The sequence below is a fragment of the Diaphorobacter limosus genome (assembly GCF_033100095.1).
GTDB classification, from domain to species: Bacteria; Pseudomonadota; Gammaproteobacteria; order Burkholderiales; family Burkholderiaceae_C; genus Alicycliphilus; species Alicycliphilus limosus.
In genome coordinates, this window is record NZ_CP136921.1 from 1,682,301 (window position 1) to 1,704,986 (window position 22,686).

At 57.7% G+C, this 22,686-nt stretch carries 16 protein-coding genes, 1 tRNA gene and 3 pseudogenes; 5 read left to right on the forward strand and 15 right to left on the reverse strand.

The window, feature by feature from the left end; genetic code table 11:
- Nucleotides 1-199: 199 nt before the first annotated feature.
- Nucleotides 200-1,726, forward strand: a complete 1,527-nt coding sequence (istA, locus tag P4826_RS08130; RefSeq protein WP_317703696.1) for an IS21 family transposase — start codon at nucleotides 200-202, stop codon at nucleotides 1,724-1,726.
- A pseudogene (istB, locus tag P4826_RS08135) lies at nucleotides 1,719-2,503 on the forward strand (IS21-like element helper ATPase IstB). Before istA ends, istB begins: the two are co-directional and overlap by 8 nt.
- 114 nt (nucleotides 2,504-2,617) lie before the next feature.
- Here the strand turns inward: istB and P4826_RS08140 are convergent.
- Nucleotides 2,618-3,700, reverse strand: a pseudogene (locus P4826_RS08140) (IS5 family transposase); the annotation flags it as partial.
- A 107-nt stretch (nucleotides 3,701-3,807) separates the two neighbouring features.
- On the opposite strand from P4826_RS08140, the gene P4826_RS08145 reads away from it, so the two are divergent.
- A complete protein-coding gene (locus tag P4826_RS08145) occupies nucleotides 3,808-5,286 on the forward strand; it encodes an IS5 family transposase (protein WP_317703112.1) in 1,479 nt (492 codons plus the stop codon).
- 14 nt (nucleotides 5,287-5,300) lie between these two features.
- On the opposite strand, the pseudogene P4826_RS08150 reads toward P4826_RS08145, so the two are convergent.
- Nucleotides 5,301-5,711, reverse strand: a pseudogene (locus P4826_RS08150) (transposase); the annotation flags it as partial.
- Nucleotides 5,712-5,792: 81 nt separating this feature from the next.
- The gene (locus P4826_RS08155; protein WP_317703345.1) at nucleotides 5,793-6,035 is read right to left on the reverse strand and encodes a hypothetical protein; all 243 of its coding nucleotides are present in this window, start codon (nucleotides 6,033-6,035) and stop codon (nucleotides 5,793-5,795) included.
- A 613-nt stretch (nucleotides 6,036-6,648) separates the two neighbouring features.
- On the opposite strand from P4826_RS08155, the gene P4826_RS08160 reads away from it, so the two are divergent.
- Nucleotides 6,649-7,833: a DNA-methyltransferase gene (locus P4826_RS08160; protein WP_317703346.1), complete on the forward strand. Its 1,185-nt coding sequence runs from the start codon at nucleotides 6,649-6,651 to the stop codon at nucleotides 7,831-7,833.
- Between the two features lie 8 nt (nucleotides 7,834-7,841).
- Here the strand turns inward: P4826_RS08160 and P4826_RS08165 are convergent, their stop codons facing one another.
- From P4826_RS08165 to P4826_RS08205, 9 genes are all read right to left on the reverse strand, one after another.
- The gene (locus P4826_RS08165; protein ID WP_317703347.1) at nucleotides 7,842-10,337 is read right to left on the reverse strand and encodes a sigma factor-like helix-turn-helix DNA-binding protein; all 2,496 of its coding nucleotides are present in this window, start codon (nucleotides 10,335-10,337) and stop codon (nucleotides 7,842-7,844) included.
- A 116-nt stretch (nucleotides 10,338-10,453) separates the two neighbouring features.
- Nucleotides 10,454-10,813, reverse strand: a complete 360-nt coding sequence (locus P4826_RS08170; RefSeq protein ID WP_317703348.1) for a hypothetical protein — start codon at nucleotides 10,811-10,813, stop codon at nucleotides 10,454-10,456.
- Nucleotides 10,810-12,795, reverse strand: coding sequence for an AAA family ATPase (locus P4826_RS08175; protein WP_317703349.1), 1,986 nt, complete (start codon nucleotides 12,793-12,795; stop codon nucleotides 10,810-10,812). The genes P4826_RS08170 and P4826_RS08175 overlap by 4 nt, the downstream gene beginning before the upstream one ends.
- On the reverse strand, nucleotides 12,792-13,001 hold the full coding sequence (locus tag P4826_RS08180) for a hypothetical protein (protein ID WP_317703350.1): 210 nt from the start codon (nucleotides 12,999-13,001) through the stop codon (nucleotides 12,792-12,794). The genes P4826_RS08175 and P4826_RS08180 overlap by 4 nt, the downstream gene beginning before the upstream one ends.
- A complete protein-coding gene (locus P4826_RS08185; RefSeq protein WP_317703351.1) occupies nucleotides 12,991-15,015 on the reverse strand; it encodes a DEAD/DEAH box helicase family protein in 2,025 nt (674 codons plus the stop codon). Before P4826_RS08185 ends, P4826_RS08180 begins: the two co-directional genes overlap by 11 nt.
- A gap of 339 nt (nucleotides 15,016-15,354) precedes the next feature.
- Nucleotides 15,355-16,317: a DUF6538 domain-containing protein gene (locus P4826_RS08190; RefSeq protein ID WP_317703352.1), complete on the reverse strand. Its 963-nt coding sequence runs from the start codon at nucleotides 16,315-16,317 to the stop codon at nucleotides 15,355-15,357.
- A gap of 128 nt (nucleotides 16,318-16,445) precedes the next feature.
- Nucleotides 16,446-16,535: transfer RNA gene (locus P4826_RS08195), tRNA-Ser, on the reverse strand.
- Nucleotides 16,536-16,568: 33 nt separating this feature from the next.
- Nucleotides 16,569-17,885, reverse strand: coding sequence for a serine--tRNA ligase (gene serS / locus P4826_RS08200; protein ID WP_317703353.1), 1,317 nt, complete (start codon nucleotides 17,883-17,885; stop codon nucleotides 16,569-16,571).
- Nucleotides 17,886-17,916: 31 nt separating this feature from the next.
- Nucleotides 17,917-18,858: a threonine/serine dehydratase gene (locus P4826_RS08205; protein ID WP_317703354.1), complete on the reverse strand. Its 942-nt coding sequence runs from the start codon at nucleotides 18,856-18,858 to the stop codon at nucleotides 17,917-17,919.
- Nucleotides 18,859-18,956: 98 nt separating this feature from the next.
- On the opposite strand from P4826_RS08205, the gene P4826_RS08210 reads away from it, so the two are divergent.
- The gene (locus P4826_RS08210; protein WP_317703355.1) at nucleotides 18,957-19,625 is read left to right on the forward strand and encodes a CBS domain-containing protein; all 669 of its coding nucleotides are present in this window, start codon (nucleotides 18,957-18,959) and stop codon (nucleotides 19,623-19,625) included.
- A gap of 6 nt (nucleotides 19,626-19,631) precedes the next feature.
- Here the strand turns inward: P4826_RS08210 and P4826_RS08215 are convergent, their stop codons facing one another.
- The 3 genes from P4826_RS08215 to P4826_RS08225 form a co-directional block, all read right to left on the reverse strand.
- Nucleotides 19,632-20,960, reverse strand: coding sequence for a hemolysin family protein (locus tag P4826_RS08215; RefSeq protein ID WP_317703356.1), 1,329 nt, complete (start codon nucleotides 20,958-20,960; stop codon nucleotides 19,632-19,634).
- Nucleotides 20,961-21,189: 229 nt separating this feature from the next.
- Complete coding sequence (ispH, locus tag P4826_RS08220) at nucleotides 21,190-22,185, reverse strand: 4-hydroxy-3-methylbut-2-enyl diphosphate reductase (RefSeq protein WP_317703357.1); 996 nt, start codon at nucleotides 22,183-22,185, stop codon at nucleotides 21,190-21,192.
- Nucleotides 22,186-22,662, reverse strand: coding sequence for an FKBP-type peptidyl-prolyl cis-trans isomerase (locus tag P4826_RS08225; protein ID WP_317703358.1), 477 nt, complete (start codon nucleotides 22,660-22,662; stop codon nucleotides 22,186-22,188). It lies immediately after the preceding gene.
- Nucleotides 22,663-22,686 lie beyond the last annotated feature (24 nt).

A 22,686-nucleotide genomic window follows, 5' to 3' on the forward strand; every position in this document is an offset into this window, starting at 1 on the left:
TCAAGATGCGCTACATGCCAGGCGTCACGGCGCAGGATCGCGTGATCCACAACGGCACCATCTACGGCATTGAGAGCTTGATTGTTGACGCCGACCGAAAACTGAGCCACTTTTTGCGGTGATGCCGACGCAAATTTGAGCCAGGTGTTTTACCTACCCTGCTGCATTTTTGAGCAGGGGAATGAAGAAGGTGATCACCATGGACATGATTGGCAAGATCAGGCGGATGCACCGCCGGGACAAGAAGACGAAGAGGCAGATATCGAGGGAGACGGGGCTATCGAGGAACACGGTGGCCAAGTGGCTCGATGAGGTTGAGTCGCTCGAGCCCAAGTACCGCCGGGAGGCGGTCAAGACCACGAAGCTGTCGGCCTATGAGGCCGAACTCACACAAGCGTTGAAGGCCGATGCCAGGCGGCCCAAGAAGGAGCGGCGCACGGCCAAGGCGCTGTTTGCGCAGATCAAGGCGGCCGGATACGAGGGTGGGTACACACGGGTGACGGACTTCATCCGCAAGTGGCGCCAAGGCAAAGGCCAGGGCGATGCAGCCAAGGCTTTCGTGCCCCTGACGTTCGAGCTGGGCGAGGCCTTCCAGTTCGACTGGAGCGAAGACGGGCTGGTGATCGGTGGGGTGTACTACCGGCTGCAGGTCTCGCACATGTTGCTGTGCGCCAGCGGCGCGTTCTGGCTGGTGGCCTACCCCAGCCAGGGCCACGAGATGCTGTTCGATGCCCACACACGCAGCTTTGAGGCCCTGGGCGGCGTGGCGCGCCGGGGCATTTACGACAATATGAAGACGGCCGTTGACAAGGTCAAGAAGGGCAAGGGCCGCGTGGTCAACGCCCGCTTTGCCGCCATGTGCGCGCACTACCTGTTCGATGCGGACTTTTGCAACCGCGCCAGCGGCTGGGAGAAGGGGCGCGTGGAGAAGGACGTGCAGGACAGTCGCAGGCGCATCTGGCTGGAGGCCGGGCAGCGGCGCTTTGGCAGCTTTGCCGAACTCAACGCCTGGCTGGGCGAGCGCTGCCGGGCCCTGTGGCAGGAGTTGCGCCACCCGCAGCACAAAGAATTCAGCATCGCTGAGATGCTCGAACTCGAGCAAGAGCACCTCATGCCCATGCCTGCGGCGTTTGACGGCTACGTCGAGCACCCGGTGCGGGTCAGCAGCACCTGCCTGGTGACAGTGGCGCGCAACCGCTACTCGGTGCCCTGTGAATGGGCAGGGCAGATGGTCAGCACGCACCTGTACCCGGCGCAGATCGTGGTGGTGGCCGGCGATACCGTGGTGGCCACGCACGAGCGCCTGAGCGAGCGCAACCAGACACGCTACGACTGGCAGCACTACGTGCCACTGATCGAGCGCAAGCCAGGGGCGCTGCGCAACGGCGCTCCGTTTGCCGATCTGCCCGACCCCTTGCAACGCATGCGGCGCGCCCTGCTGCATCAGGACGGCGGCGACAAGGTCATGGCGCAGGTGCTGGCCGAAGTGCCCAAGCAAGGGCTGGACGCGGTACTGGTGGCGGTGGAGCTGGCGCTGCAGAGCGCCCCACCCTCAGGGCGGGTGAGCTGCGAACACGTCATCAACGTGCTGGCACGCTTGCAGGCACAGCCCCTGCCCGAGACAGTTGCGACCATCCTGCAGGTGAGCCAGGCCCCCCTGGCCGACACGGCACGCTACGACAGCCTGCGCACAGACATTGTCGTGCAGGAGGCCGATCATGCGTGAGTTGGACAAAGAGCTCAAAGAGCTGCGCCTGTATGGCATGGCGGGGGCCTGGGAGGATCTGGTCAAGCAAGGCGGTCATGCGACATTGGAGAGCTCGCGCTGGTTGCTGGAGCACCTGCTGCAGGCCGAGGCGGCGACCGTGCCATGCGCTCGATCAGCTACCAGATGCACACGGCCAAGTTCCCTGTGCACCGCGACCTGGCGGGCTTTGACTTCGAGTGCTCGCCGGTGGGCAGAAAGCTGATCGAACAGCTCGCAGGCATGGCGTTCACCGAGCAGGCGCACAACGTGGTGCTGGTAGGTGGCCCCGGCACGGGCAAGACGCACCTGGCCACGGCCATCGGCGTGGCGGGCATCACGCGCCATGGCTCACGGGTGCGGTTTTACTCCACAGTGGATCTGGTCAACGCGCTGGAGCAGGAGAAGGCCCAGGGCAAGGCGGGGCGCATCGCAGCGAGCTTGCAGCGCATGGATCTGGTCATCCTCGATGAACTGGGTTATCTGCCCTTCAGCCAGGCTGGAGGTGCCTTGTTGTTCCATCTGCTCTCCAAGCTCTACGAGCACACCAGCGTGATGATCACGACCAACCTGGACTTCAAGGAGTGGTCCAGCGTGTTTGGCGACGCCAAGATGACCACGGCGCTGCTGGATCGGCTCACGCACCATTGCCACATCGTGGAGACGGGCAACGAGTCGCACCGCTTCCTGCACAGCACGGCCGTGGCCAAGAAACGCATCAAGGCACGTGAACAGGCACACAAGGGGCAGCCGTTTTGAAGGCCAGAAGGCAAGCCGCTGGCGCGGCTTGCCTTCTTCAATACCGATGACAACAGTCCTTCAAGGAGATTACTAACCGGGATCAGGCACTACACTTAGTCGGCCCTGCAAAATTCACCGCAACATCCAACCCAGCGATCCACAGCGGGTTCTGCGCGCCTGCGTGGCCATAGCCAGCGCCGCAGCCCAGATCCACAGTCGTGCGAGCAGGGGCGCAAAAAGCCCCTTGAGGCCCAAACGCACGATCGCCCGCAGCAGCCAGCGGATGTTGTAGCCGGCTGCGCACAGCACCGCGTGCAACGCATCGCCCATGGATCCCTTGAGCCAGCACCGATCCATGCCGTTGTCGTGTTTCAAGTGCCCTATCGCAGGCTCTACCGCTTGCCTTCTCTTGAGCCAGCGCCGATGCGCTGAGGTGAGGCTTTTGAACTTGCCCCGGTGGATGATTTCAACGCCCGGGTTGTGTGCATCCACCCCTCTGAAGCCCAGATCGACGACCACCTGCTTGGGGCTGCGGCCCGTGTCTTCGGTCAGGATCGTTACCTGCTCGAGTTGCTCAGCCAAGGTGTGGCCGTCATAGGGGTTGCCGGTAAAGCTGCGTGCGCCCACCATCAGCCCTTGCCTGTGCGTTACCGCCACGCTGACCTTCACGCCGAACTCGTAAGGTTTCCTGGCCTTGCCCTTGCCAATGCACTCGACCTCCGGTGCGTGCATGGCATACAGCTTGTTCTTGTCTTTGGGTTGCTGGGTGCGGATGCGCTCGGCGCGCTGCATCAGATCGTGCAGGGCGGTCAGCGCCTCGGCCGGCACTTGAGGCATCTGCTTGATCTTGCGCCCCACCTCGCGCAACACGATGCCGAGGATGGTGCGCTGGCGCTTGACGGTCTTCTTGAGTCGCTTGAACTGCTTGGCATGGGCGTAGCCGCCGGCCTTGCGCCGCAAGGCCTTGCCTTCGCGCACAAAGGTCTGCTTCAGGGCAATGCCCGCCCGCTTGGCGGCGATCACCACCTTGTGGCGGGCGATCTCCAGCAGGCGTGAGTCCACCGGGTGGGCAATGGCCTTCTCCTGCACCGTGGTGTCCACGATCAACCGCTCGAACTCGGCGGGCCCGATGGCCCTGGAGGTGACGGCCGTGTCGATGGTGGCCTTGAGCAATTCTTCCACGCCGGCCTCGCCAATCGCTGTACGAAGTCGGCCCTGCAAAACCCAGCCAGCCCCCATAAACACTGGGTTTGCGCTGTTTCCCCGACAGCTCCATCCCCCGAGAATCAATTCACCAGCCATTGATTTCTGAGAGTTTTGTGATGCCCCAGCCCGGTCAAACCGCCGACTTCTTCCGCCAACCACTGGCCGAGATGATCGACCTGCACCACCCGCTGGCGGTGCTCGCCAGCCGCCTGCCCTGGGCACAGATCGAGGCAGCGCTGGCACCGCACTTTGCTCGCCAGGCACGCGAGGGCCGTGCAGTGGCACAAGACGACCTGTTTGGCCCTTCTGTGCAAGTGGCTGGCGGCGCAGTCGCCGCCGCAGGCCGTCCGCGCCTGCCCATCCGCCTGATGGCCAGCCTGCTGTACCTCAAGCACGCCAACAAGCTCAGCGACGAGGAGCTGGTGCAGCGCTGGGCGGAGAACGTGGTCTGGCAGCACTTCAGCGGCATGCGCTTCTACGAACCACGCCTGCCGTGTGACGCCACGCAGATCGGACGCTTTCGTACAGCGATTGGCGAGGCCGGCGTGGAAGAACTGCTCAAGGCCACCATCGACACGGCCGTCACCTCCAGGGCCATCGGGCCCGCCGAGTTCGAGCGGTTGATCGTGGACACCACGGTGCAGGAGAAGGCCATTGCCCACCCGGTGGACTCACGCCTGCTGGAGATCGCCCGCCACAAGGTGGTGACCGCCGCCAAGCGGGCGGGCATTGCCCTGAAGCAGACCTTTGTGCGCGAAGGCAAGGCCTTGCGGCGCAAGGCCGGCGGCTACGCCCATGCCAAGCAGTTCAAGCGACTCAAGAAGACCGTCAAGCGCCAGCGCACCATCCTCGGCATCGTGTTGCGCGAGGTGGGGCGCAAGATCAAGCAGATGCCTCAAGTGCCGGCCGAGGCGCTGACCGCCCTGCACGATCTGATGCAGCGCGCCGAGCGCATCCGCACCCAGCAACCCAAAGACAAGAACAAGCTGTATGCCATGCACGCACCGGAGGTCGAGTGCATTGGCAAGGGCAAGGCCAGGAAACCTTACGAGTTCGGCGTGAAGGTCAGCGTGGCGGTAACGCACAGGCAAGGGCTGATGGTGGGCGCACGCAGCTTTACCGGCAACCCCTATGACGGCCACACCTTGGCTGAGCAACTCGAGCAGGTAACGATCCTGACCGAAGACACGGGCCGCAGCCCCAAGCAGGTGGTCGTCGATCTGGGCTTCAGAGGGGTGGATGCACACAACCCGGGCGTTGAAATCATCCACCGGGGCAAGTTCAAAAGCCTCACCTCAGCGCATCGGCGCTGGCTCAAGAGAAGGCAAGCGGTAGAGCCTGCGATAGGGCACTTGAAACACGACAACGGCATGGATCGGTGCTGGCTCAAGGGATCCATGGGCGATGCGTTGCACGCGGTGCTGTGCGCAGCCGGCTACAACATCCGCTGGCTGCTGCGGGCGATCGTGCGTTTGGGCCTCAAGGGGCTTTTTGCGCCCCTGCTCGCACGACTGTGGATCTGGGCTGCGGCGCTGGCTATGGCCACGCAGGCGCGCAGAACCCGCTGTGGATCGCTGGGTTGGATGTTGCGGTGAATTTTGCAGGGCCGACTACGAAAGCGTCCGATCTGCGTGGCGTCACACGGCAGGCGTGGTTCGTAGAAGCGCATGCCGCTGAAGTGCTGCCAGACCACGTTCTCCGCCCAGCGCTGCACCAGCTCCTCGTCGCTGAGCTTGTTGGCGTGCTTGAGGTACAGCAGGCTGGCCATCAGGCGGATGGGCAGGCGCGGACGGCCTGCGGCGGCGACTGCGCCGCCAGCCACTTGCACAGAAGGGCCAAACAGGTCGTCTTGTGCCACTGCACGGCCCTCGCGTGCCTGGCGAGCAAAGTGCGGTGCCAGCGCTGCCTCGATCTGTGCCCAGGGCAGGCGGCTGGCGAGCACCGCCAGCGGGTGGTGCAGGTCGATCATCTCGGCCAGTGGTTGGCGGAAGAAGTCGGCGGTTTGATCGGGCTGGGGCATCACAAAACTCTCAGAAATCAATGGCTGGTGAATTGATTCTCGGGGGATGGAGCTGTCGGGGAAACAGCGCAAACCCAGTGTTTATGGGGGCTGGCTGGGTTTTGCAGGGCCGACTACTGGGTCCGCTGGGGACGACAAGGCAACAGGATAACCATCACCGTCCACCATCAAAAATGCAGGCAGATCACCATCGAAAACGGGTTGCTTTTCATATCCGAGTTCGCGCCAGCATCTCTGCTTGATCGCACCACTTTCCCTAATCAGGTGTTGACCTTCAAACAACCTCGGCAGAGAAACCGCAATGCGATACAGCAGGCGGCGCATGTAATGGCGGGTGAAGGCCAGTTCTCCTGAAACACAGGCTGCGCTTGACCGAACACACAGGTCCAGACTCGCGCCATGCATTGCCTCGTGCAAGGTATCAGCGTCCAGATCACGAGTTACTTCTAAGCTAGAGTGCACTAAATAGCCTTCCGGACACTCAACTGAACTAAATTTTAAAGCAAACAACTAAAATTTAATATATGCGAAGCATTTTACACCATTAGCGCATAAAAACATTAAGATCCAGCACAATCAGAAAAATTGTTATAAGACGTTTCGTCGAAATCGAATTGTTTACCAAGCCAATATTGAGATTTTTAATGCAATAATATACTAAATTTTAAAACATTTGCAAATAAATCAAAACAATCTCTTAGTAAGTTGACACTTCTATCAACTGTTAATATTGCGACGTAGATTACGACATCTCTACAAATGAACTGCAGATCGTCACCAATACATCGCGATGACAGTATTCGGCGCTCGCTCTAGACCACGGAATTTCAACACCCTCCCAACAGAAAGCGCGAACCATCTGTAGCACGGTGATGTCAACCCACAGTTTTTGTATTACAATTACCACCCAGGTAGATGCATACCAAGAAGGAAAAAAATGGGACGACCACTTGTACTTGAGCCGCGCGAGAAAATCACTAGCTTAAGATTGACTAGCTGTGAGCGTAACGAGATGGATGCAAGGGCTGAGGCACTTGGGTTTAAGTCGTTGAGTGACTATCTCCGACATTTGCACAAAGCGGCGGTCGCAACTGAAAAAAACAAAGAAACAAATATAGAACTGGAGAAATACGGAACTTTGATTGAATCGCACTCTACTGCACTTGGAAAAATATATCAGGGCAACTCACTGGCATATATGCATAGCCATGCCGGGCAAAACTCTGTTGATCTAATATTGACTTCCCCTCCATTTGGTCTTGTCCGTAAAAAATCATACGGAAACGAAGATGCGGACGCATATTGTGATTGGTTCCGCCCATTTGCTGAGGGTTTTAAGCGAGTACTAAAAGACGACGGAAGTTTGGTAATAGATGTCGGTGGCGCGTGGAAATCCGGAACACCAACTCGTTCGCTATATCATTTCAAGCTGTTAATTATGCTCTGCGAAGAGTATGGATTTCATCTTGCCCAAGAACACTATTGGTGGAACCCATCTAAGCTGCCATCACCTGCTGAGTGGGTGAATGTCCGTCGTGTTAGAGTAAAAGATGCAATTAATTGCGTATGGTGGCTTTCAAAAACCCCTTTTCCAAGAGCAAATAACAAGCGGATTCTTTCACCGTACTCGGACTCTATGCGAACTCTGCTAAAAAATGGATACAAAGCAAAAATGCGCCCGTCTGGGCACGATATATCCAGTAATTTTTCTGTTGACAATGGCGGATCAGTACCACCGAATCTTTTAGCAATTGCAAACACTGAGAGCAACGGCGCCTATCAAGACTATTGTCGAGAAAACAATATTGAAATCCATCCCGCTCGCTTTCCTGCATTATTACCAGAGTATTTTATTCGGTTTCTGACCAACCCTGGTGACATGGTACTGGACCCATTCGGAGGGTCATGCATAACTGGCATGGTAGCAGAGGCACTAGCAAGAAAATGGGCCTGCGTCGAACTTTCGAGTGAATACATCCGCGGTGGTATTGGCCGCTTCCAAGGAAACGTGGAAGAAGCCGTGAGAGGTCGTCAGGCGGTCTACTCGATCAACACACCATGCTCATTGCCAGTAAATGAAGAGGTTGTGCCCCTTGTTGCAGATGGCGGTGCGGCGCGTTAGTACTAGGACTAGGGCAAATTTGGCTCGTCGTGCTCTTCATCCTCATCGACTTCGGCTTCCTGCGACCTCACTTGATCCAGAATCCAAATCTCGGATTCCGGATCATAGGAAGCACCGTCGGTGTGAATAAGAAGATGACTAACGTAGATGCCGTTCATAACTCGCTTAGTTATGCGATTTACCTCTGATCGAATCTTTTCGATGCTCAGGCCGTGAGGGTGTGTAATGAGTGTCTGCCTGACAGCTTCAGCTGGCCATATACGGCGCGAGTCCTCCCATGAGGATAAATAAACGTATTGTGCTCTATCCACTCGCATGCCTTTTTGTTTGGCCAAACCGAGTAGTGCAAGAGCATCCTCCTCCTTAATATCAAGAATACTGGCAACCTCACTCGAGTGAACACCCTCTTGCGTTGTTCTTAAATGGCAATCCAATTGACCTACCAATGCATCAGGATCTCTAACTCTAATATCTCGATCGGCAAGCCCCCAAAGGCCTGGCCCCAGACGAATTAAGTTGCCTTGTGGATGAATCTGGAAGTGACTATTTAAACCCCTATCATTTTCCAGTTTTTTACGTATTTCTAATGTGCTTAAAGGTCGCCCAGCCCCTTCGAGCAAGGCCATCACTGCCTGACGAGTATCTAGCCGCGAAGATGCACTAGCCTGCCAACTATTTTTATAACCCCATATCATGCGCCTCATGTAAGAAAAAGACTTAGAGTCGCGCAAAGCGATATTGATGAGGTACTTATCAATTTGTCCATTAAAATCTAACCCCCGCTCTAACAATGCGTCAAGAAGTTCAGAGGTATGCCATTGTCTAGATCGTTCAGCGCCTGCTGCAATGTCTTCAATCTCAGCTTCAATTAGTGCAAGGTCTTCTGTAGTAAGCGGGCAATGGGTTAATAACCCGTAAGTACCACGCTTATAAAGTACAGCCACATTGCGAGCAGCATTGTGCAAAGCACGCTCTTCGTACGGTCGTTCTGATATCTGCTTTGAGCGTCGAAATATTTCTTCGTAGTGTAGGGGGTGGCCAGCACTTTCCAAGATAGCGTTTACCACCGCTTCAGCGGTGTGACCATAACCAGAAAGCCATCGTGTTCCATCGGGCTTTTCGGCCCAGAGGGCAAAAGATTTCACTGTCTCCCACAGCTCGTCACGAAGTTCAGCGCCTCGTTCACCAATCAAAGTTCCGATGCGAACGCGAGCGTCATCCTCTTGAACCTTCTCGCCAGCCATACCGCGAAGTAAATTTTTTGCAGAACCGACGGCAAACGCCCATCCGTCGGAAGTTAAGTGACTAATGACGGGGGTATCGTTGATGATTAGAATTGAAAACTCATTGTCCAATATGTGATTAAAAATTTCGCCCAACGGATTTTGAAGTTCTTCTATTCCGTTAAACCACTGATCGAAAGCCGAAACCCCGTTTAAAAGAAGTGGTGACGTTCGATCTTTGAGAAGATTTTTAAGCTTCCTAGAAACTTCTGGCCAAATAAGATGATTCCGTACTTTTTTATATATTTTCACCTCTATTTGACGAACCCGCTCACGCGTGATGCCCAGTTGATTACCAATCATCTGTAGTGTTTGAGGATCACAACGAAAACCAAGACGCGCCGCCCAAATACCACGCTCCTGATCGGAGAGGACCTGGGCAGCGTCTAAAAAGCCATCCAAGATTGTTTTAAATGATGAGTTAACAGAGGGCGCAACTATATTCTCATCAGGAATATAAAAACTATGCGCCACATCATTCGATGTATCGTCGCCGTCCCATTTTTTTCTACGTAGTGCTGTGCCTAGGAAAAAGGCCTCCCAAATTAACTTTCCAAGCCCATGAACGGATCCATTCCCCATATTGGGCAACTTCAGTAAACCTCGGTATCCTTTGGTTGCCAAATCACCAATAATCGTAAATTTATTTGCGATACACACGTTTCGCATTCGAACAGTTAAATCGAGAAACGTCAACTGATCGCTAAGAAACCAATTAGGACAGGCATGCAGGTTGTCCAGGATATTTTCCTGACTGGCCTGTGCTCCTGTCACTATACGATAGCGATCAAGGGCTAAGGTAATACGCTCCTCAATTTCAAGAATGCGCTCACACTCATGATATGACGCGTCATCCCAGATGCCTGCTTTGTGCAACATCGGTTCGCATTCGGGTTTGTACCGTATTAGTTCCCCTACCCATCCTCGAAAAACAAAATCTACGCTTTCGCGATCAGTGAGACGAATAGTGTGATTGTCCGGGCTACTATCACTGGGATCCTCAATTTGATACCCAAATCCATCTAGTGCGACATGAAATGCAAGCCCGTCAACTTCACCCACCTTATTTTTGCTCACCGCCACTGGAGGAGGCACAGAACCAATAGCCGTTTCTGACAATAAAAGGGTTCCCTCCCAACGCTGGGCTAGGTCCGCAATCTTAATTGTCTCGGGCCTCCAAAATCCAACGTGAATCGCCGCAGACGCTGATTGTTCAGTCAAGGCTTTCCGCGTGGCTTCGAGAAGAGGCTCCAACTCTCTGAAAGCTTCAGACCGCCATTCTCCAGAGGGAGTACGTGAAAAAAGAAAAGCCCTTAACGGTTTCATTCTGATATTTTTCAGTCGCTCTTGGGTACGAGCGTCCCAATGTTGATTGGTGTGCCGTCGAACCGCTTCGAGAGCTCGATCACGCCCCAGTCAGCGAGACGTTCAGCCATACGATAGACAGACCCACCTTTGAGATCGATCAACGCACGAATAGCCGTGGCAATTTCTTGATCAGGGTCAATAGTAGCTACGCTAAAGACAGTTCTTTTTTGTGGCACGTCTTCTGGCTCAATTCCTTGCGACAGTGCGAGGCCGATACCAAGCCTATATCCATCCGCCATTTCGGCCAAAAAATTATCATCCTTCATTTGAGAGAGTAATGCATGAGCCTTTTCACTCAAGCCAATCATAGTGGGTTCCGTGACGCTCATGATGTAACCTTTTCAATCTTGGAGTGCCGTGTGCTGACTTCCTTGATTTCATACACACTATCTATTCTAGAAGCAATCTCATCAAGATCATGAGTTCGAGCAACTTCCCCCTCATGCACGAAAAGAACGAGTTGGGCAGTGGTTGAAGGAAGATATTTGAGGATATTTGCCCGATGTCCCGGATCAAGCCGCCCAAACGGCGTATCCATTACAATAGGTCCGGCTGAGCGCCCTGCGCGAATCAACCCATCGATTAATGAAAGGGCAACAATTTGCTCTGCACCAGCACTACGAATAGTAACTTCATGACCTCGCTCGTCTAGTATAGCCAGCCCGTAGTTGCTATTAATCTTGAGCCCGGAATACTTCGATTGCGTAGTTAGCGATTTAAATGCACTACTTGCAAAATGTTCAACTCGAGATTTAAGGTCATCACGAAGACGATCAATACTTCGAGCGTACATTCTCTCCAAATCACCTGCGATTTTTACTTTTTGTGAACTTTTTGAGGAACGAACTGCCGCATTGCTTTCCAAAGCCTTCGCAAGCATGGCCAACTCTCTGCGCGCCTTATCTAGCTGAGCTTTACGGTCCCTAATATTTTGTTCAATGCTGCCTTCATTCTTTATTAAACCATCACGCAAGGCTCTCTTCCGGGCGATATCGGCAGTATCCTGTCCTTTGATAAGATCATGAAGACGTTCAATTTCATTGTCGAACTTTGTCTGCTCTACTTTCAACCGATTAAGTTCTTTTTCGCAGAATTTTATTTGTCCAGAAGGACCGGGTTTTAGTAAGCGATCAAGATCACGAATTTCCGCACTGAGGCGGTTACGCCTGGCTTCATCGACCGATATACCGGCGTATTCCGCTTCAAGACGACCAAGCTCAGCACCGGCTTGCTCTCGTTGAGCTTGATGCAGAAGCTGTCCACATGCGTGGCAAGTAGCGCTACCCAACGATTTTTTGAGTTGTTCTATTTGGCCAGCAACGCTAGCTTTACGAAACATTGCTTCAGAGATTTGAGCATTCTCTTCGGTAAGGTGCTCTCTTTTAAGCGCAATTTGTGGCCTAATCAAATCTTTCCAAACATCTCGCATAAGGCCGAGGCGCTGAATCTCTAAATCTTTTTGCGCCAGCGCATTCGCAGCAAGACTATCCTGGTTTGCTGTCAGACGCTCCTTAGCCGCGTGGATTTGCTCGGTAGCTTCGATGAAATCGTCTAGCTTTGCTTTTTCAGCTCGCGTTTCTCTAAGTTGATTTTCAAGATCTACTACATCTCGGTCAAAAGAATCAATTTCGGAAAGCAATCCTTTTTGCCGTTCCATTTGGCGCTCCATGCCAGATACCTTTTCTAGTTCCCGGTTTTGCTGCTTCTGAACATCTTTTAAAAGAGTTTGCGCGTCTTCACGGCCTTTGATAAGAGTGGGTACGCCCAGAGCCTGCTCAATTGACTCCTTAATTTTCCTGCCCTGTTCACTACCGTCGATGAGAAGCGATTCGTATTCTTGTAGCAATTCCCCGTCGAAAAGGAAAAATCTAGAGGTTTGTTCTGGCGCGATCCGACTTATTTCGGCATCAATCAAATACTCCGGAATTACGAGGCCATCTTTGAGCAAGCCTCGAGTGACTTCAAAGTCCTCCGACCGACTCGGCCTGGAAACCAATGCATGCTTGGTAGCTCGGCGTCTATATTCATATGTATGTCCTCCGTCCTCAAAAGCAATGCATGTCTCCATGCTCCAGTCGCCTTCCAGGGTAGCCTCTTTATTTATGAGATCATGAAGCGGTAATTCTCGGGAATGCCGACCCAAAGCCTTCCCATAAAAACTCCAACGCAAAGCGTTTAGCAGACTAGTTTTCCCACGCATGTTGTCGCCATAAATGATCATCACATTGCGACTCGCTTGTGCGGGAAAAGAAAGAATAATCTTTCCCTTATAGGGCATGAAGTTAGTGCAACTTAGTTTAAGAAGCTTCATGAACCCTCCCCCTGCTTTTGGTCAACATGATCCTCAACAAGCCTTACCAAGTCATGAAATGAGACTGTATGGTCTTGATTAAATTGATGGCGTCGCTGTATAGCGTACGAAGCCTTTATAAAACTATCAGGCAAGAGCGTATCGACATCTCTTGCGGCAGCCAACAGTGCAGCTAACGCCATATCTTGGTCACTTTCATTGGTCATTAACTTCCTCCTCTTCTTCAATCCCAATTGCAGAGGCTTCATCGACGGAAATACCCATCGATAACGCTAACATTCGAAGTCGTGAGCCCGCCCCCATATTAATTGCGGCATCTGCAAATTGCAGTGCGCGGATCATCTCAGCCTTCAAAAGGGAGATTTGCTCCGGCTCACTCGCTGAGTCCACCGGTACTACTATTGCATCATGGATAACGGCCAACATTTTCTCACCTGACTTACGTAAAACACGGCCACGCCGTTGAATAAACTGCCTCGGGTTCTGAGACGAGGCTAGAATGAAGGCGTGGCTAACTGCAGGAATATCTATGCCTTCATCCAAACATTTAATGGAAACCAAAATGCCTCCAAAGCGAGTGAACCATTGAAGTGCGCTTGACCGGTCTCCCTCCATACTGGAGTGATATTCGATAGGTTGCAAACCTCCATCGGTCAACAGATTCATAGTTTGCTTAAGTTGATCCGAGTCCTCGCAATAGACGAGCCAACGTTGCCCTTCTTCAAAAGATTTACATATTATGCCTGCTGCTAAGCTCGGCTTAATTTGAGCTTTTTTAGCGATCCTCGATCGCTGTATCAAAAGCATCTTAGCTTTTTCCGTTAAGCCTCCACTGCCGCCCTCGGTGTTTTTGCTCCTCGCCAACTCAAGGCTGACTTGCTTCGTCAATCGCTTCCAATTTTCAGCCTCGTCTTCACTCAAATTTATAGGATGGGGATAATATTCGTAATTGACCAATCTGCCAGATTTAATGGCATCTTGAAGTGTTATAGGGGGGGAAATTATGGGGCCAAACCGTCTGAAGATTTTTTCCGTACCTTCCGGATCGCCGTATCGAATCGGCGTAGCTGAAAGTCCGAGAGCCGCCCCAGATTTAATCGCCATCGCCCGAGAATTAAATTTACTGCCGATCTGGTGGATTTCATCGGCTATGATCAAGAGATGGGGGCCTTCATACACCGCACTTAGAAAACTCTCGGTTGCACCCGTTTGCATGGTAGATAAAATCACCCGATTCATACCAAGGTCTGGACTGGTATGAGCACGGAGTTTTCCATGTTTCTTCCATTTGGAGTGCCCCCCTCCACACATCAGAACAGTTGCATCGGGAATTTCCTCTTCTATCTCGCGTCGCCACTGCTCAAGCAAAAGTTGACTCGGGACGAAAACGATGACAGGTTGGTCCATCGCCAAATGTTTTTTTATAGCGGTAATGGCGGTAAATGTTTTCCCACTTCCTGTTGCGTGTTCAAGAATACCATGGCGTCCAGCATTCTCCCAAGCAGCAATGGCCTTCAACTGATGTTCCATGGGCTGGCGATGCTGACGCAATATCGGGGCAGGCTCATGCGTGAAGCCGCCATCAATATCATCCAGCGAGCTTGCCGCCATAGTGAGCAATTTTCTTCGTTGAGCCTCTGGGAATATGAGTGTATCGACTCCAGGGACTACCCCGTTCCAAAGTCGCTCGAAGTGAGCCGCATGCGTTTGCACCCTTTCGGATTCAGCCGAGCTGACCCACTCTCGAAATACTTCAATCGATTCGTGGTTACCTTGAGCATGCCAAGCGCTCCACGTTTCATTGGCAGAGCCTAGAAAGCTCACCCGATCACCAACCACGTCGGTAAAAATACCGATTTTTTCATGGTATATGCCGTTACTATTTTTCCGGATAGCCAATCTAATATCAAGTGCCCCGCAGTTAATAAGAGTAGCTAAAAGCTTCGTGCATGACTCAAGACCCGGATCAGACAGAAGTTCTAATATATCTCGATTGATCGCCTGCGCAATCGCCTCGTCTCGACTTATATAACCAGATGCAATAGCTTGCGCATCGTCTTCTGTGATTGATGGCGAACAAACCAGCCGAGCGGTTCCACCGCGACGTGCAAAGTCAAGGAATGCGCTACCAAGGATGGTAAAAATGCTTGAACGAAAGTAACCCACTGCGCGGGCGTATCTAGTTGCGGCGCTAAGGCATGGTTGGTAGAAACCGCCCACGGGGTCACGGTCCCCCGTACGATAGTGAGTATCCAGGCCAAGTGTGGAAAGTTGCGTGTTGCGCGGTTGCTCTAGTAAGGTCAAAGTGAAACCTACTCCCAATGTCAAAACAGGCATTATTTCAATGATGAGGCTGCTGGTACTACATCCGCCTAGTTCCGAGTGCTACGACATGCCTCCCTCGCTGCACTCATCTTATCGCCGTTCCTGACGCAACTACTTACAGGTCTGAAGTTAAGCCCAGAAAGAGACGACACCTCGTACGAACTATGCGAATCCGTTGGGTCGGCCGAGCTAGCCTCGGTGCCCCTAAGCCGCCTCAGTGGTGAATGTCAGTTCCTACCACGATGCCGACCTTTTATCTAGGGTCTGCGCCTGTTGGGCTCCCTCCAAAAATGCAGCGGCACGCTGCAGGCCGCCGTCTCCGTCCTGGACCTTCGTCGCGGACCCAGCGCTGGCAGTTGCTGCCATGGTCACCGCAGTCCACGCCGGCCCCGCGCACTGGTACCAGTGGCCAGCAGTCTTGACGGCGAATGTGCGTGCTGCGGATAGGGGTGGGCGGCAGGGCGCAAAAATAACCGCAGCTATTTTGAGCATTTGAAACCCCTTAGTCCGCCTGGGCTCGTACATGCCCGCAATGCCGTGATCACCAATCTTTTTCCCGTTGGCGGCCGTAGCGGGCTGCTGTGGCGCCTGCGAATCGGGGGGCGCGTGCAGTGCTGGTGCTGCATTCAGGCCCATCACGTCGCGGCGCTGCCGGGTGTACTGCACGCGCAGCGGGAAGGTTCGCCGCTCGTCGGTCAAAGCCTCGTGCATGACCTCCAAAAGCATGAGTTGATGGCCTCCGTACTCGGTCACGATTTCCGGCGCGGTGGCATCCCCGTACTTCTGCGCGCCATCTTCCAGCCACTCGGGCAGGACACCTTTGGACAGGCATTGCCGCAGTTCGTCAATCTGGCATTGCAAGCCATGCGCCCGCGTCTCGCGGTCTTTGCCGGGAACGCGGCTGTAGGTTTCATCAAGGCGAGCGATTGCGCGCTCCCACTGCTCAAACAGGCGACGCCGCAAAACAGGCATGTCTATCGGGCGCGGCTTGCCTGTGCGCAGGGCCTCAAATCGGGCACTCCATTCGGCTTGGAGTGCTTTGGCCTTGGCGTTGGCTTCCCTTAGGTCGGCGGTGTTCAGCGAGGCGCGAATAGCCCACCCACTCGGGAAGTGAGCTTGTAGGTCTTTGGGGGCGCGCAGGCCGAATTGGTAGCTAATGGAATCGGGGCGGCGCAGTACGCCGGGGAATCGGGTCACGGTAGCTTGGTTCACACGGCAAGAGTACACGGTTTGCCGGGGTGCTACCTCTGCTGTGGGCCTCGTTTTCATAGGAGCCACAAGAAGAAAGGGCTAGCAAGCGAGTGCCTGCTAACCCTTCTTTTGATTGGCGGAGAGGGTGGGATTCGAACCCACGGTAGTGTTGCCACTACGCCTGATTTCGAGTCAGGTACATTCGACCACTCTGCCACCTCTCCTGTGTGTCGAAGCCTGCGATTCTAGCAGTTAAATCAGGGCTTCAAGATTTCCATGCCGCCCATGTAGGGGCGCAGCGCCTCGGGCACGGTGATGGAGCCGTCTTGGTTCTGGTAGTTCTCCAGCACCGCGACGAGCGTACGGCCCACGGCAAGTCCCGAGCCGTTCAAGGTGTGCACCAACTCGTTCTTGCCCTGTGCGTTCTTGAAACGCGCCTGCATGCGGCGCGCCTGGAAGGCTTCGCAGTTGCTCACCGAGCTGATCTCGCGGAAGGTGTTCTGCGCCGGCAGCCAGACTTCCAGGTCGTAGGTCTTGGCGGCGCCAAAGCCCATGTCGCCGGTGCACAGAGCCACCACACGGTAGGGCAGGCCCAGCTTTTGCAAAATGGCCTCGGCGTGGCCGGTCATCTCTTCCAACGCCTGGTAGCTTTTCTCGGGGTGGACGATTTGCACCATCTCGACCTTGTCGAACTGGTGCTGGCGGATCATGCCGCGCGTGTCGCGGCCGTAGCTGCCTGCCTCGGAGCGAAAGCACGGCGAATGCGCGGTGAGCCTGATGGGCAGCTCGGCCTCTTGCAGCACCTCGTCGCGCACGATGTTGGTGAGCGGCACCTCGCTGGTCGGGATCAGGTACAGCGCGGCATTGTCGGGCACGGGCTCGCCGTCCTGGCCGCCCTTCTTGGCGGCGAACAGGTCGCCCTCGAACTTGGGCAGCTGGCCCGTGCCCTTGAGCGAGTCGGCGTTGACGATGTAGGGCACATAGCATTCGGTGTAGCCATGCTCGCCGGTCTGCACGTCCAGCATGAACTGCGCCAACGCCCGGTGCAGGCGCGCCATCTGGCCCTGCATGACGGTGAAACGCGAGCCCGACAGCTTGGCGCCCAGATCGAAGTCCAGGCCCAGCGACGCGCCCAGATCCACATGGTCTTTCACCGCGAAGTCGTAGGCCTTGGGCGCGCCCCAGCGGCGCAGCTCGACGTTGCCGGCCTCGTCAGCGCCCACGGGCACGCTCTCGTGCGGCAGGTTGGGCACGGCCGCCAGCATGGCCTGCAGTTCGGCCTGGATCTGCTCCAGGCGCACGACGGAGCCGTCCAACTCGTTCTTGAGCGCTGCCACCTGGGCCTTGGCGGCCTCGGCGGCGTCTTTCTCACCCTTGCCCATCAGCGCGCCGATCTGCTTGGACAGCTGGTTGCGCTGCGACTGCAACTCCTCGGTGCGCGTCTGTATCGTCTTGCGCTCAGCCTCCAGCGCCTGGAACGCCTCCACGTTCAGGAAGGCCTGGGGTTTTTTGCGGGATTCGAGCCGGGCGACGGCCGAGGCGAGGTCTTTGCGAAGGAGCAGGATGTCTAGCATGGCGCAATTTTAGAGGGCAGGCGTGCCGGGGTCAGGCCAAACTTGCCGGGTCGCAGTTGGCGCCGCACAGGATCAGCGCCACGGTTTCACGTGGCTGCGGGCGGTAGGCGCCGGTCTGCAGGGCAGCCAGACCGAGGGCTGCGGCAGGTTCCACGGCCAGCTTGAACTCCTTCCACAGCCACAGTTGCGCGGCACGAATGGCGTCGTCGGGCAACAGCAGCGATGCGTGCACATGGCGCTGGCTCACCTCCCAGCCGATGGCGCCGATGCGGCGCGCACCCAGCGAATCGGCGGCCAGGCCGCCGACCTCCACGTCCACCGGCATGCCTGCGGCCCGGGCGGCATGCAGGGTGGGCGCACGCTCGGGCTCCAGTGCCACCACATGGGCTCGGCTGTCCACCCAGGCGGCCACGCCGCCGATGAGGCCGCCGCCGCCCACGCTGACGAGCAGGCTGTCGGGCAGCCGGCCGCCCTGCTCCTCGATCTCCAGGGCCAGCGTGCCGGCGCCGGCCACCACCTCGGGCTGGTCATAGGCATGGGCCTGCAGCGCGCCCGTGGCCTGCTGGCGGGCCACGCAGGCCTGAAAGGCCTCGGCATACGCGGCGCCGGTCACCACCACCTCGGCCCCCAGGGCGCGCAGCCGGGCGCGCTTGGCCTCGGGCGAGACCTCGGGCACGAACACCTCGCAGCGCACGCCCAGGGCCTTGGCGGCGGCCGCCACGGCAATGCCGGCGTTGCCGCCCGAGGCGATGATGACGCCGCTGTCGGGCACGGGATTGGCCAGCAGGCGATAGAGCATGCCGCGCGCCTTGAAGCTGCCACCCACCTGCAGTTGCTCCAGCTTGAGCCAGACCTCGTCGCAATCCACCCCCACCGAGCGGCCAGACAAGCGCAGCAGCGGCGTGGTACGCAGAAAGCCCGGCTGGCTGGCCAGCTGGCGGCGGGCAGCGGTGATGGCGGCGCGATGGATCATGCGGGAACCTGGCGAAAAAAGGGTGCAGTGTAGTGGCCGGCACGGCTGTCGATAACATGGCGATGGCAGGTCCACCGGGGGCCATGCAGGAGGTGGTCATGTTTTTTGTGTTTGGTCCTTCGGGGCAGATCTACCGCGGCGGCTCGGGCAAGCTGGCCCAGCTGGCGCCGGTGCAGCGCGTGCAGCGCCCGCAGGGCCTGCGCGCACGCGCCCTGGAGTCCGATGCAGCGCCCCGGCACACCGGCGCCGTCAAGGCCCAGACGGCGCAGCAGCAACGCCTGCAGGAGGCCGCTGCCGCCTATGTGCAGACCGAGCAGGGCCCCGATCAGCCGCGCCTGCCGGTGCTGCGCGTGGCCGACATGATGACCGTGGGTGCGGTGACCCTGCCGCCCGAGATGCCGGCCCATGACGCCTGGCTGGCGCTGGCACGGCAGCGCGTGGCCCAGGCGCCGGTGGTCAACGCCCAGGGGCGGGTGGTCGGCCTGCTGCTGCGCGCCGACATCGCTCCCGTGGATCTGCTGCCCCAGCCGGCCGCCGTGCCGCAGGCCATTGCACGCGCACGCCGCAGCGTGTCCGAGGCCATGGTCAGCCCGGTGCCCACCGTGGCCGCCCACACCGAACTGCGCCGCGTGGCGCCGGTACTGCTGGACACGGGCCTGCCGGGCCTGCCCGTGACGGACGATGCCGGCGTGCTGCAGGGCTTCATCACGCGCACCGACATACTGCGCGCCGTGGTGGCCGATCCGCCACTCGATCTGTGGAGCTGAGGGCGATCAGTCCCCGCTCACGGCCTGGTCGCCCATGTGCAACTGCACCTCGGGCAGGCGGCTGGCCAGCACCTTGTCTATGGTCTTGCCGTCCATGTCCACCACCTCGAAGCGCCAGCCCTCCCACTGCACGGTGTCGGTGACCCCAGGCAGCTTCCCGGTGAGCAGCATCATCATGCCGCTGAGCGTCTGGTAGCGCCCGCGATCCTCCTGCGGCACGGTGGCCAGCTGCAGGCGATCCTTGAGCTCAGGCACGGGAATATGGCCGTCCAGCAGCCAGCTGCCATCGTCGCGCTGCACGGCCCAGGAGTCGTCCGGGTCCAGCGACTGGAATTCGCCGGTGATGGCCTCGATCAAGTCCTGCACGGTGACTATGCCCTGCACCTCGCCGTACTCGTCGATGACGAAGGCCATGTGCATGCCGGACTGGCGGAAGTTGTCCAGCAGCTCCTTGGCGTTGATGGTCTCGGGCACGTACAGCGCCGTGTGCAGCGCCAGCGCGCCCAGCTCGCGCGCGGCCGGGTCGCGCACCGCGCGCGACAGCCATTGGCGCGCGCTGAGCACGCCCAGGATGTTCTCCATGCCGCCGCGCACCACCGGAAAGCGCGCATGTTCGGACTCGTCGATGCGGCGCAGGTTTTCCTCGAACGACTCCAGCACGTCCAGGCACACCACGTCGGCGCGCGGCACCATCAGCGAGCCGATCTGGCGGTCGTCCAGGCGAAACACGTTGCGCACCATCTGGTGTTCGTGCGACTCGATCACGCCGGCGCTCGTGCCCTCGGCCAGCACGGCATGGATCTCGTCCTCGGTCACAGCGTTGCCCTGGCCCTGCTTCACGCCCAGGGCGCGCAGCAGGGTCTCGGTGGAGATGGACAGCAGGCGCACAAAGGGCTTGGTAGCCAGGGCCAGCCAGTTGATGGGGCGGGCCACGATGCGTGCCAGGGCCTCGGGGTGGCTCTGGCCCAGGCGCTTGGGCACGAGTTCGCCGACGACGATGGAGAAGTAGGTGATCAACACCACCACCAGGCCGGTGGCGATGTAGCTGGCGTATTGCGCCTGCAGCCCCAGGCCGATCAGCCATTCACCAAATGGCTTGGCCAGGGCCGACTCGCCCACGATGCCGTTGAGCACGCCGATCGAGGTGATGCCGATCTGGATGGTGGACAGAAAGCGCGTCGGGTCTTCGCCCAGCTTGACGGCGGCGATGGCACCGCTATCGCCCTCATCGATCAGCTTTTGCAGGCGCGTCTTGCGCGCGGAGACCAAAGCCAGCTCGGACATGGCAAACACGCCGTTGAGCAGGATGAGGGCGAACAGTATTGCTATTTCCATATGCAGGGAGCCCGACGTGCTCCCAAGGTGTGAAGATGCGGCAATTGTAAGAAGTCCCGCATTGTGCGGGACTTCGGCCGCTGCGGCCCACATGCCCTGCCCGATCAGCGGCATTTCGTTATATTAGCCAAATTTGGCTGCAGCGCCCACTCATAGCGCGTCAACAGCTATAAATACAGAAGCGCAACCACCTCCTGCGCCGCGCACCTGGCACGGCGCCGCCCGAAGTTCAGCCGCTGCTCGCGCCGGTCTCCGGGCTGCGCTCGGCCAGCTCCAGGCCCGTGGCGGCGTCCAGCTTCAGGCCCTTGGGCAGGGGGAATTTCACCGATTCCTCGATGCCGCTCATCTTGCGCACCGACACCGCCCCCAGCTCCTTGATGCGCGTGATCACGGCCTGTACCAGCACCTCGGGCGCCGAGGCGCCGGCCGTCAGGCCCACGCGCGCGATGCCGTCGAACCATTCGGCGCGCAGTTCGTCGGCACTGTCGACCATGTGGGCGGCGGTGCCCAGGCGCGCGGCCAGCTCGCGCAGGCGGTTGCTGTTGGAGCTCGTCGGACTGCCGACGACGATCACCAGATCGACCTGGGGCGACAGCAGCTTGACCGCGTCCTGGCGGTTCTGCGTGGCGTAGCAGATGTCCTGCTGCTTGGGCTCGCGGATGGAGGGAAAGCGCGCGCGCACAGCGGCGGTGATCTCGGCGGCGTCGTCCACGCTCAAGGTGGTCTGCGTGACCACGGCGAGTTTCTCGGTCTGCGCGGGCTGCACGCGGGCCACGTCGGCCAGGTCCTCCACCAGGTGGATGCCGCTGTCAAGCTGGCCCATGGTGCCCTCGACCTCGGGGTGGCCCTTGTGGCCGATCATGATGAACTCGTAGCCCTCCCTGGCCAGCTTGGCGACCTCGACATGCACCTTGGTCACCAGCGGGCAGGTGGCGTCAAAGATGCTGAAACCGCGCGCGCGCGCCTCGTCCTGCACGGCGCGGCTCACGCCATGGGCGCTGAAGATCAGCGTGGCGCCGGGCGGCACCTCGGCCAGATCCTCGATGAAGATCGCGCCCTTGGACTTGAGGTCGTTCACCACATAGGTGTTGTGCACGATCTCGTGGCGCACGTAGATGGGGCGGCCAAATTTTTGCAGCGCCCGTTCGACGATCTCGATGGCGCGGTCCACGCCGGCGCAAAAGCCGCGCGGCTCGGCCAGAACAATTTCCTGGGGCTTGTTCATTTACAGCACACCAATCAACTGCACCTCGAAGGTGACGGGCAGGCCGGCCAGTGGGTGATTGAAGTCAAAGCGCACCGCCCCATCGCCGCGCACCTCCAGCACCGCGCCGGCATATTTGCCCGCGCCATCGGGCGTGGGGAACTCGACCACATCGCCCACGTGGTACTGCTCATCGGGGTCACCCAGGTCATTGAGCAGCTTGCGGCCCACCCATTGCCGCATGTCGGGGTTGCGCTCGCCAAAGGCCTCGCCGGCGGCCAGCTCGAAGCGGGCGCGCGCGCCCTCGGCCAGGCCGATCAGGCGCTGCTCCAGCGCCGGCGAGAGCTCGCCCGTGCCCACCGACAGCGTGGCCGGCTTGCCCTCGAAGGTGTTGACCACATCGCCCGCCGGGCCGGCCAGGCGGTAATGCAGCGTAAGAAAGGAACCCATCTGCACGATGGGCTGGCTGGTGTCGGAGGCAAGGGCGTCAGCGGTCATTGAGAAGCTCTCTATAAACTGCCG

Excerpts from the sequence above, each read along its gene's own strand:
- istA (WP_317703696.1), top strand. The coding sequence starts at position 200 with ATGGACATGATTGGCAAGATCAGGCGGATGCACCGCCGGGACAAGAAG.
- P4826_RS08145 (WP_317703112.1), top strand. The coding sequence starts at position 3,808 with ATGCCCCAGCCCGGTCAAACCGCCGACTTCTTCCGCCAACCACTGGCC.
- P4826_RS08155 (WP_317703345.1), bottom strand. The coding sequence starts at position 6,035 with ATGCGCCGCCTGCTGTATCGCATTGCGGTTTCTCTGCCGAGGTTGTTT.
- P4826_RS08160 (WP_317703346.1), top strand. The coding sequence starts at position 6,649 with ATGGGACGACCACTTGTACTTGAGCCGCGCGAGAAAATCACTAGCTTA.
- P4826_RS08170 (WP_317703348.1), bottom strand. The coding sequence starts at position 10,813 with ATGAGCGTCACGGAACCCACTATGATTGGCTTGAGTGAAAAGGCTCAT.
- P4826_RS08175 (WP_317703349.1), bottom strand. The coding sequence starts at position 12,795 with ATGAAGCTTCTTAAACTAAGTTGCACTAACTTCATGCCCTATAAGGGA.
- P4826_RS08180 (WP_317703350.1), bottom strand. The coding sequence starts at position 13,001 with ATGACCAATGAAAGTGACCAAGATATGGCGTTAGCTGCACTGTTGGCT.
- serS (WP_317703353.1), bottom strand. The coding sequence starts at position 17,885 with ATGCTAGACATCCTGCTCCTTCGCAAAGACCTCGCCTCGGCCGTCGCC.
- P4826_RS08205 (WP_317703354.1), bottom strand. The coding sequence starts at position 18,858 with ATGATCCATCGCGCCGCCATCACCGCTGCCCGCCGCCAGCTGGCCAGC.
- P4826_RS08210 (WP_317703355.1), top strand. The coding sequence starts at position 18,957 with ATGTTTTTTGTGTTTGGTCCTTCGGGGCAGATCTACCGCGGCGGCTCG.
- P4826_RS08215 (WP_317703356.1), bottom strand. The coding sequence starts at position 20,960 with ATGGAAATAGCAATACTGTTCGCCCTCATCCTGCTCAACGGCGTGTTT.
- ispH (WP_317703357.1), bottom strand. The coding sequence starts at position 22,185 with ATGAACAAGCCCCAGGAAATTGTTCTGGCCGAGCCGCGCGGCTTTTGC.
- P4826_RS08225 (WP_317703358.1), bottom strand. The coding sequence starts at position 22,662 with ATGACCGCTGACGCCCTTGCCTCCGACACCAGCCAGCCCATCGTGCAG.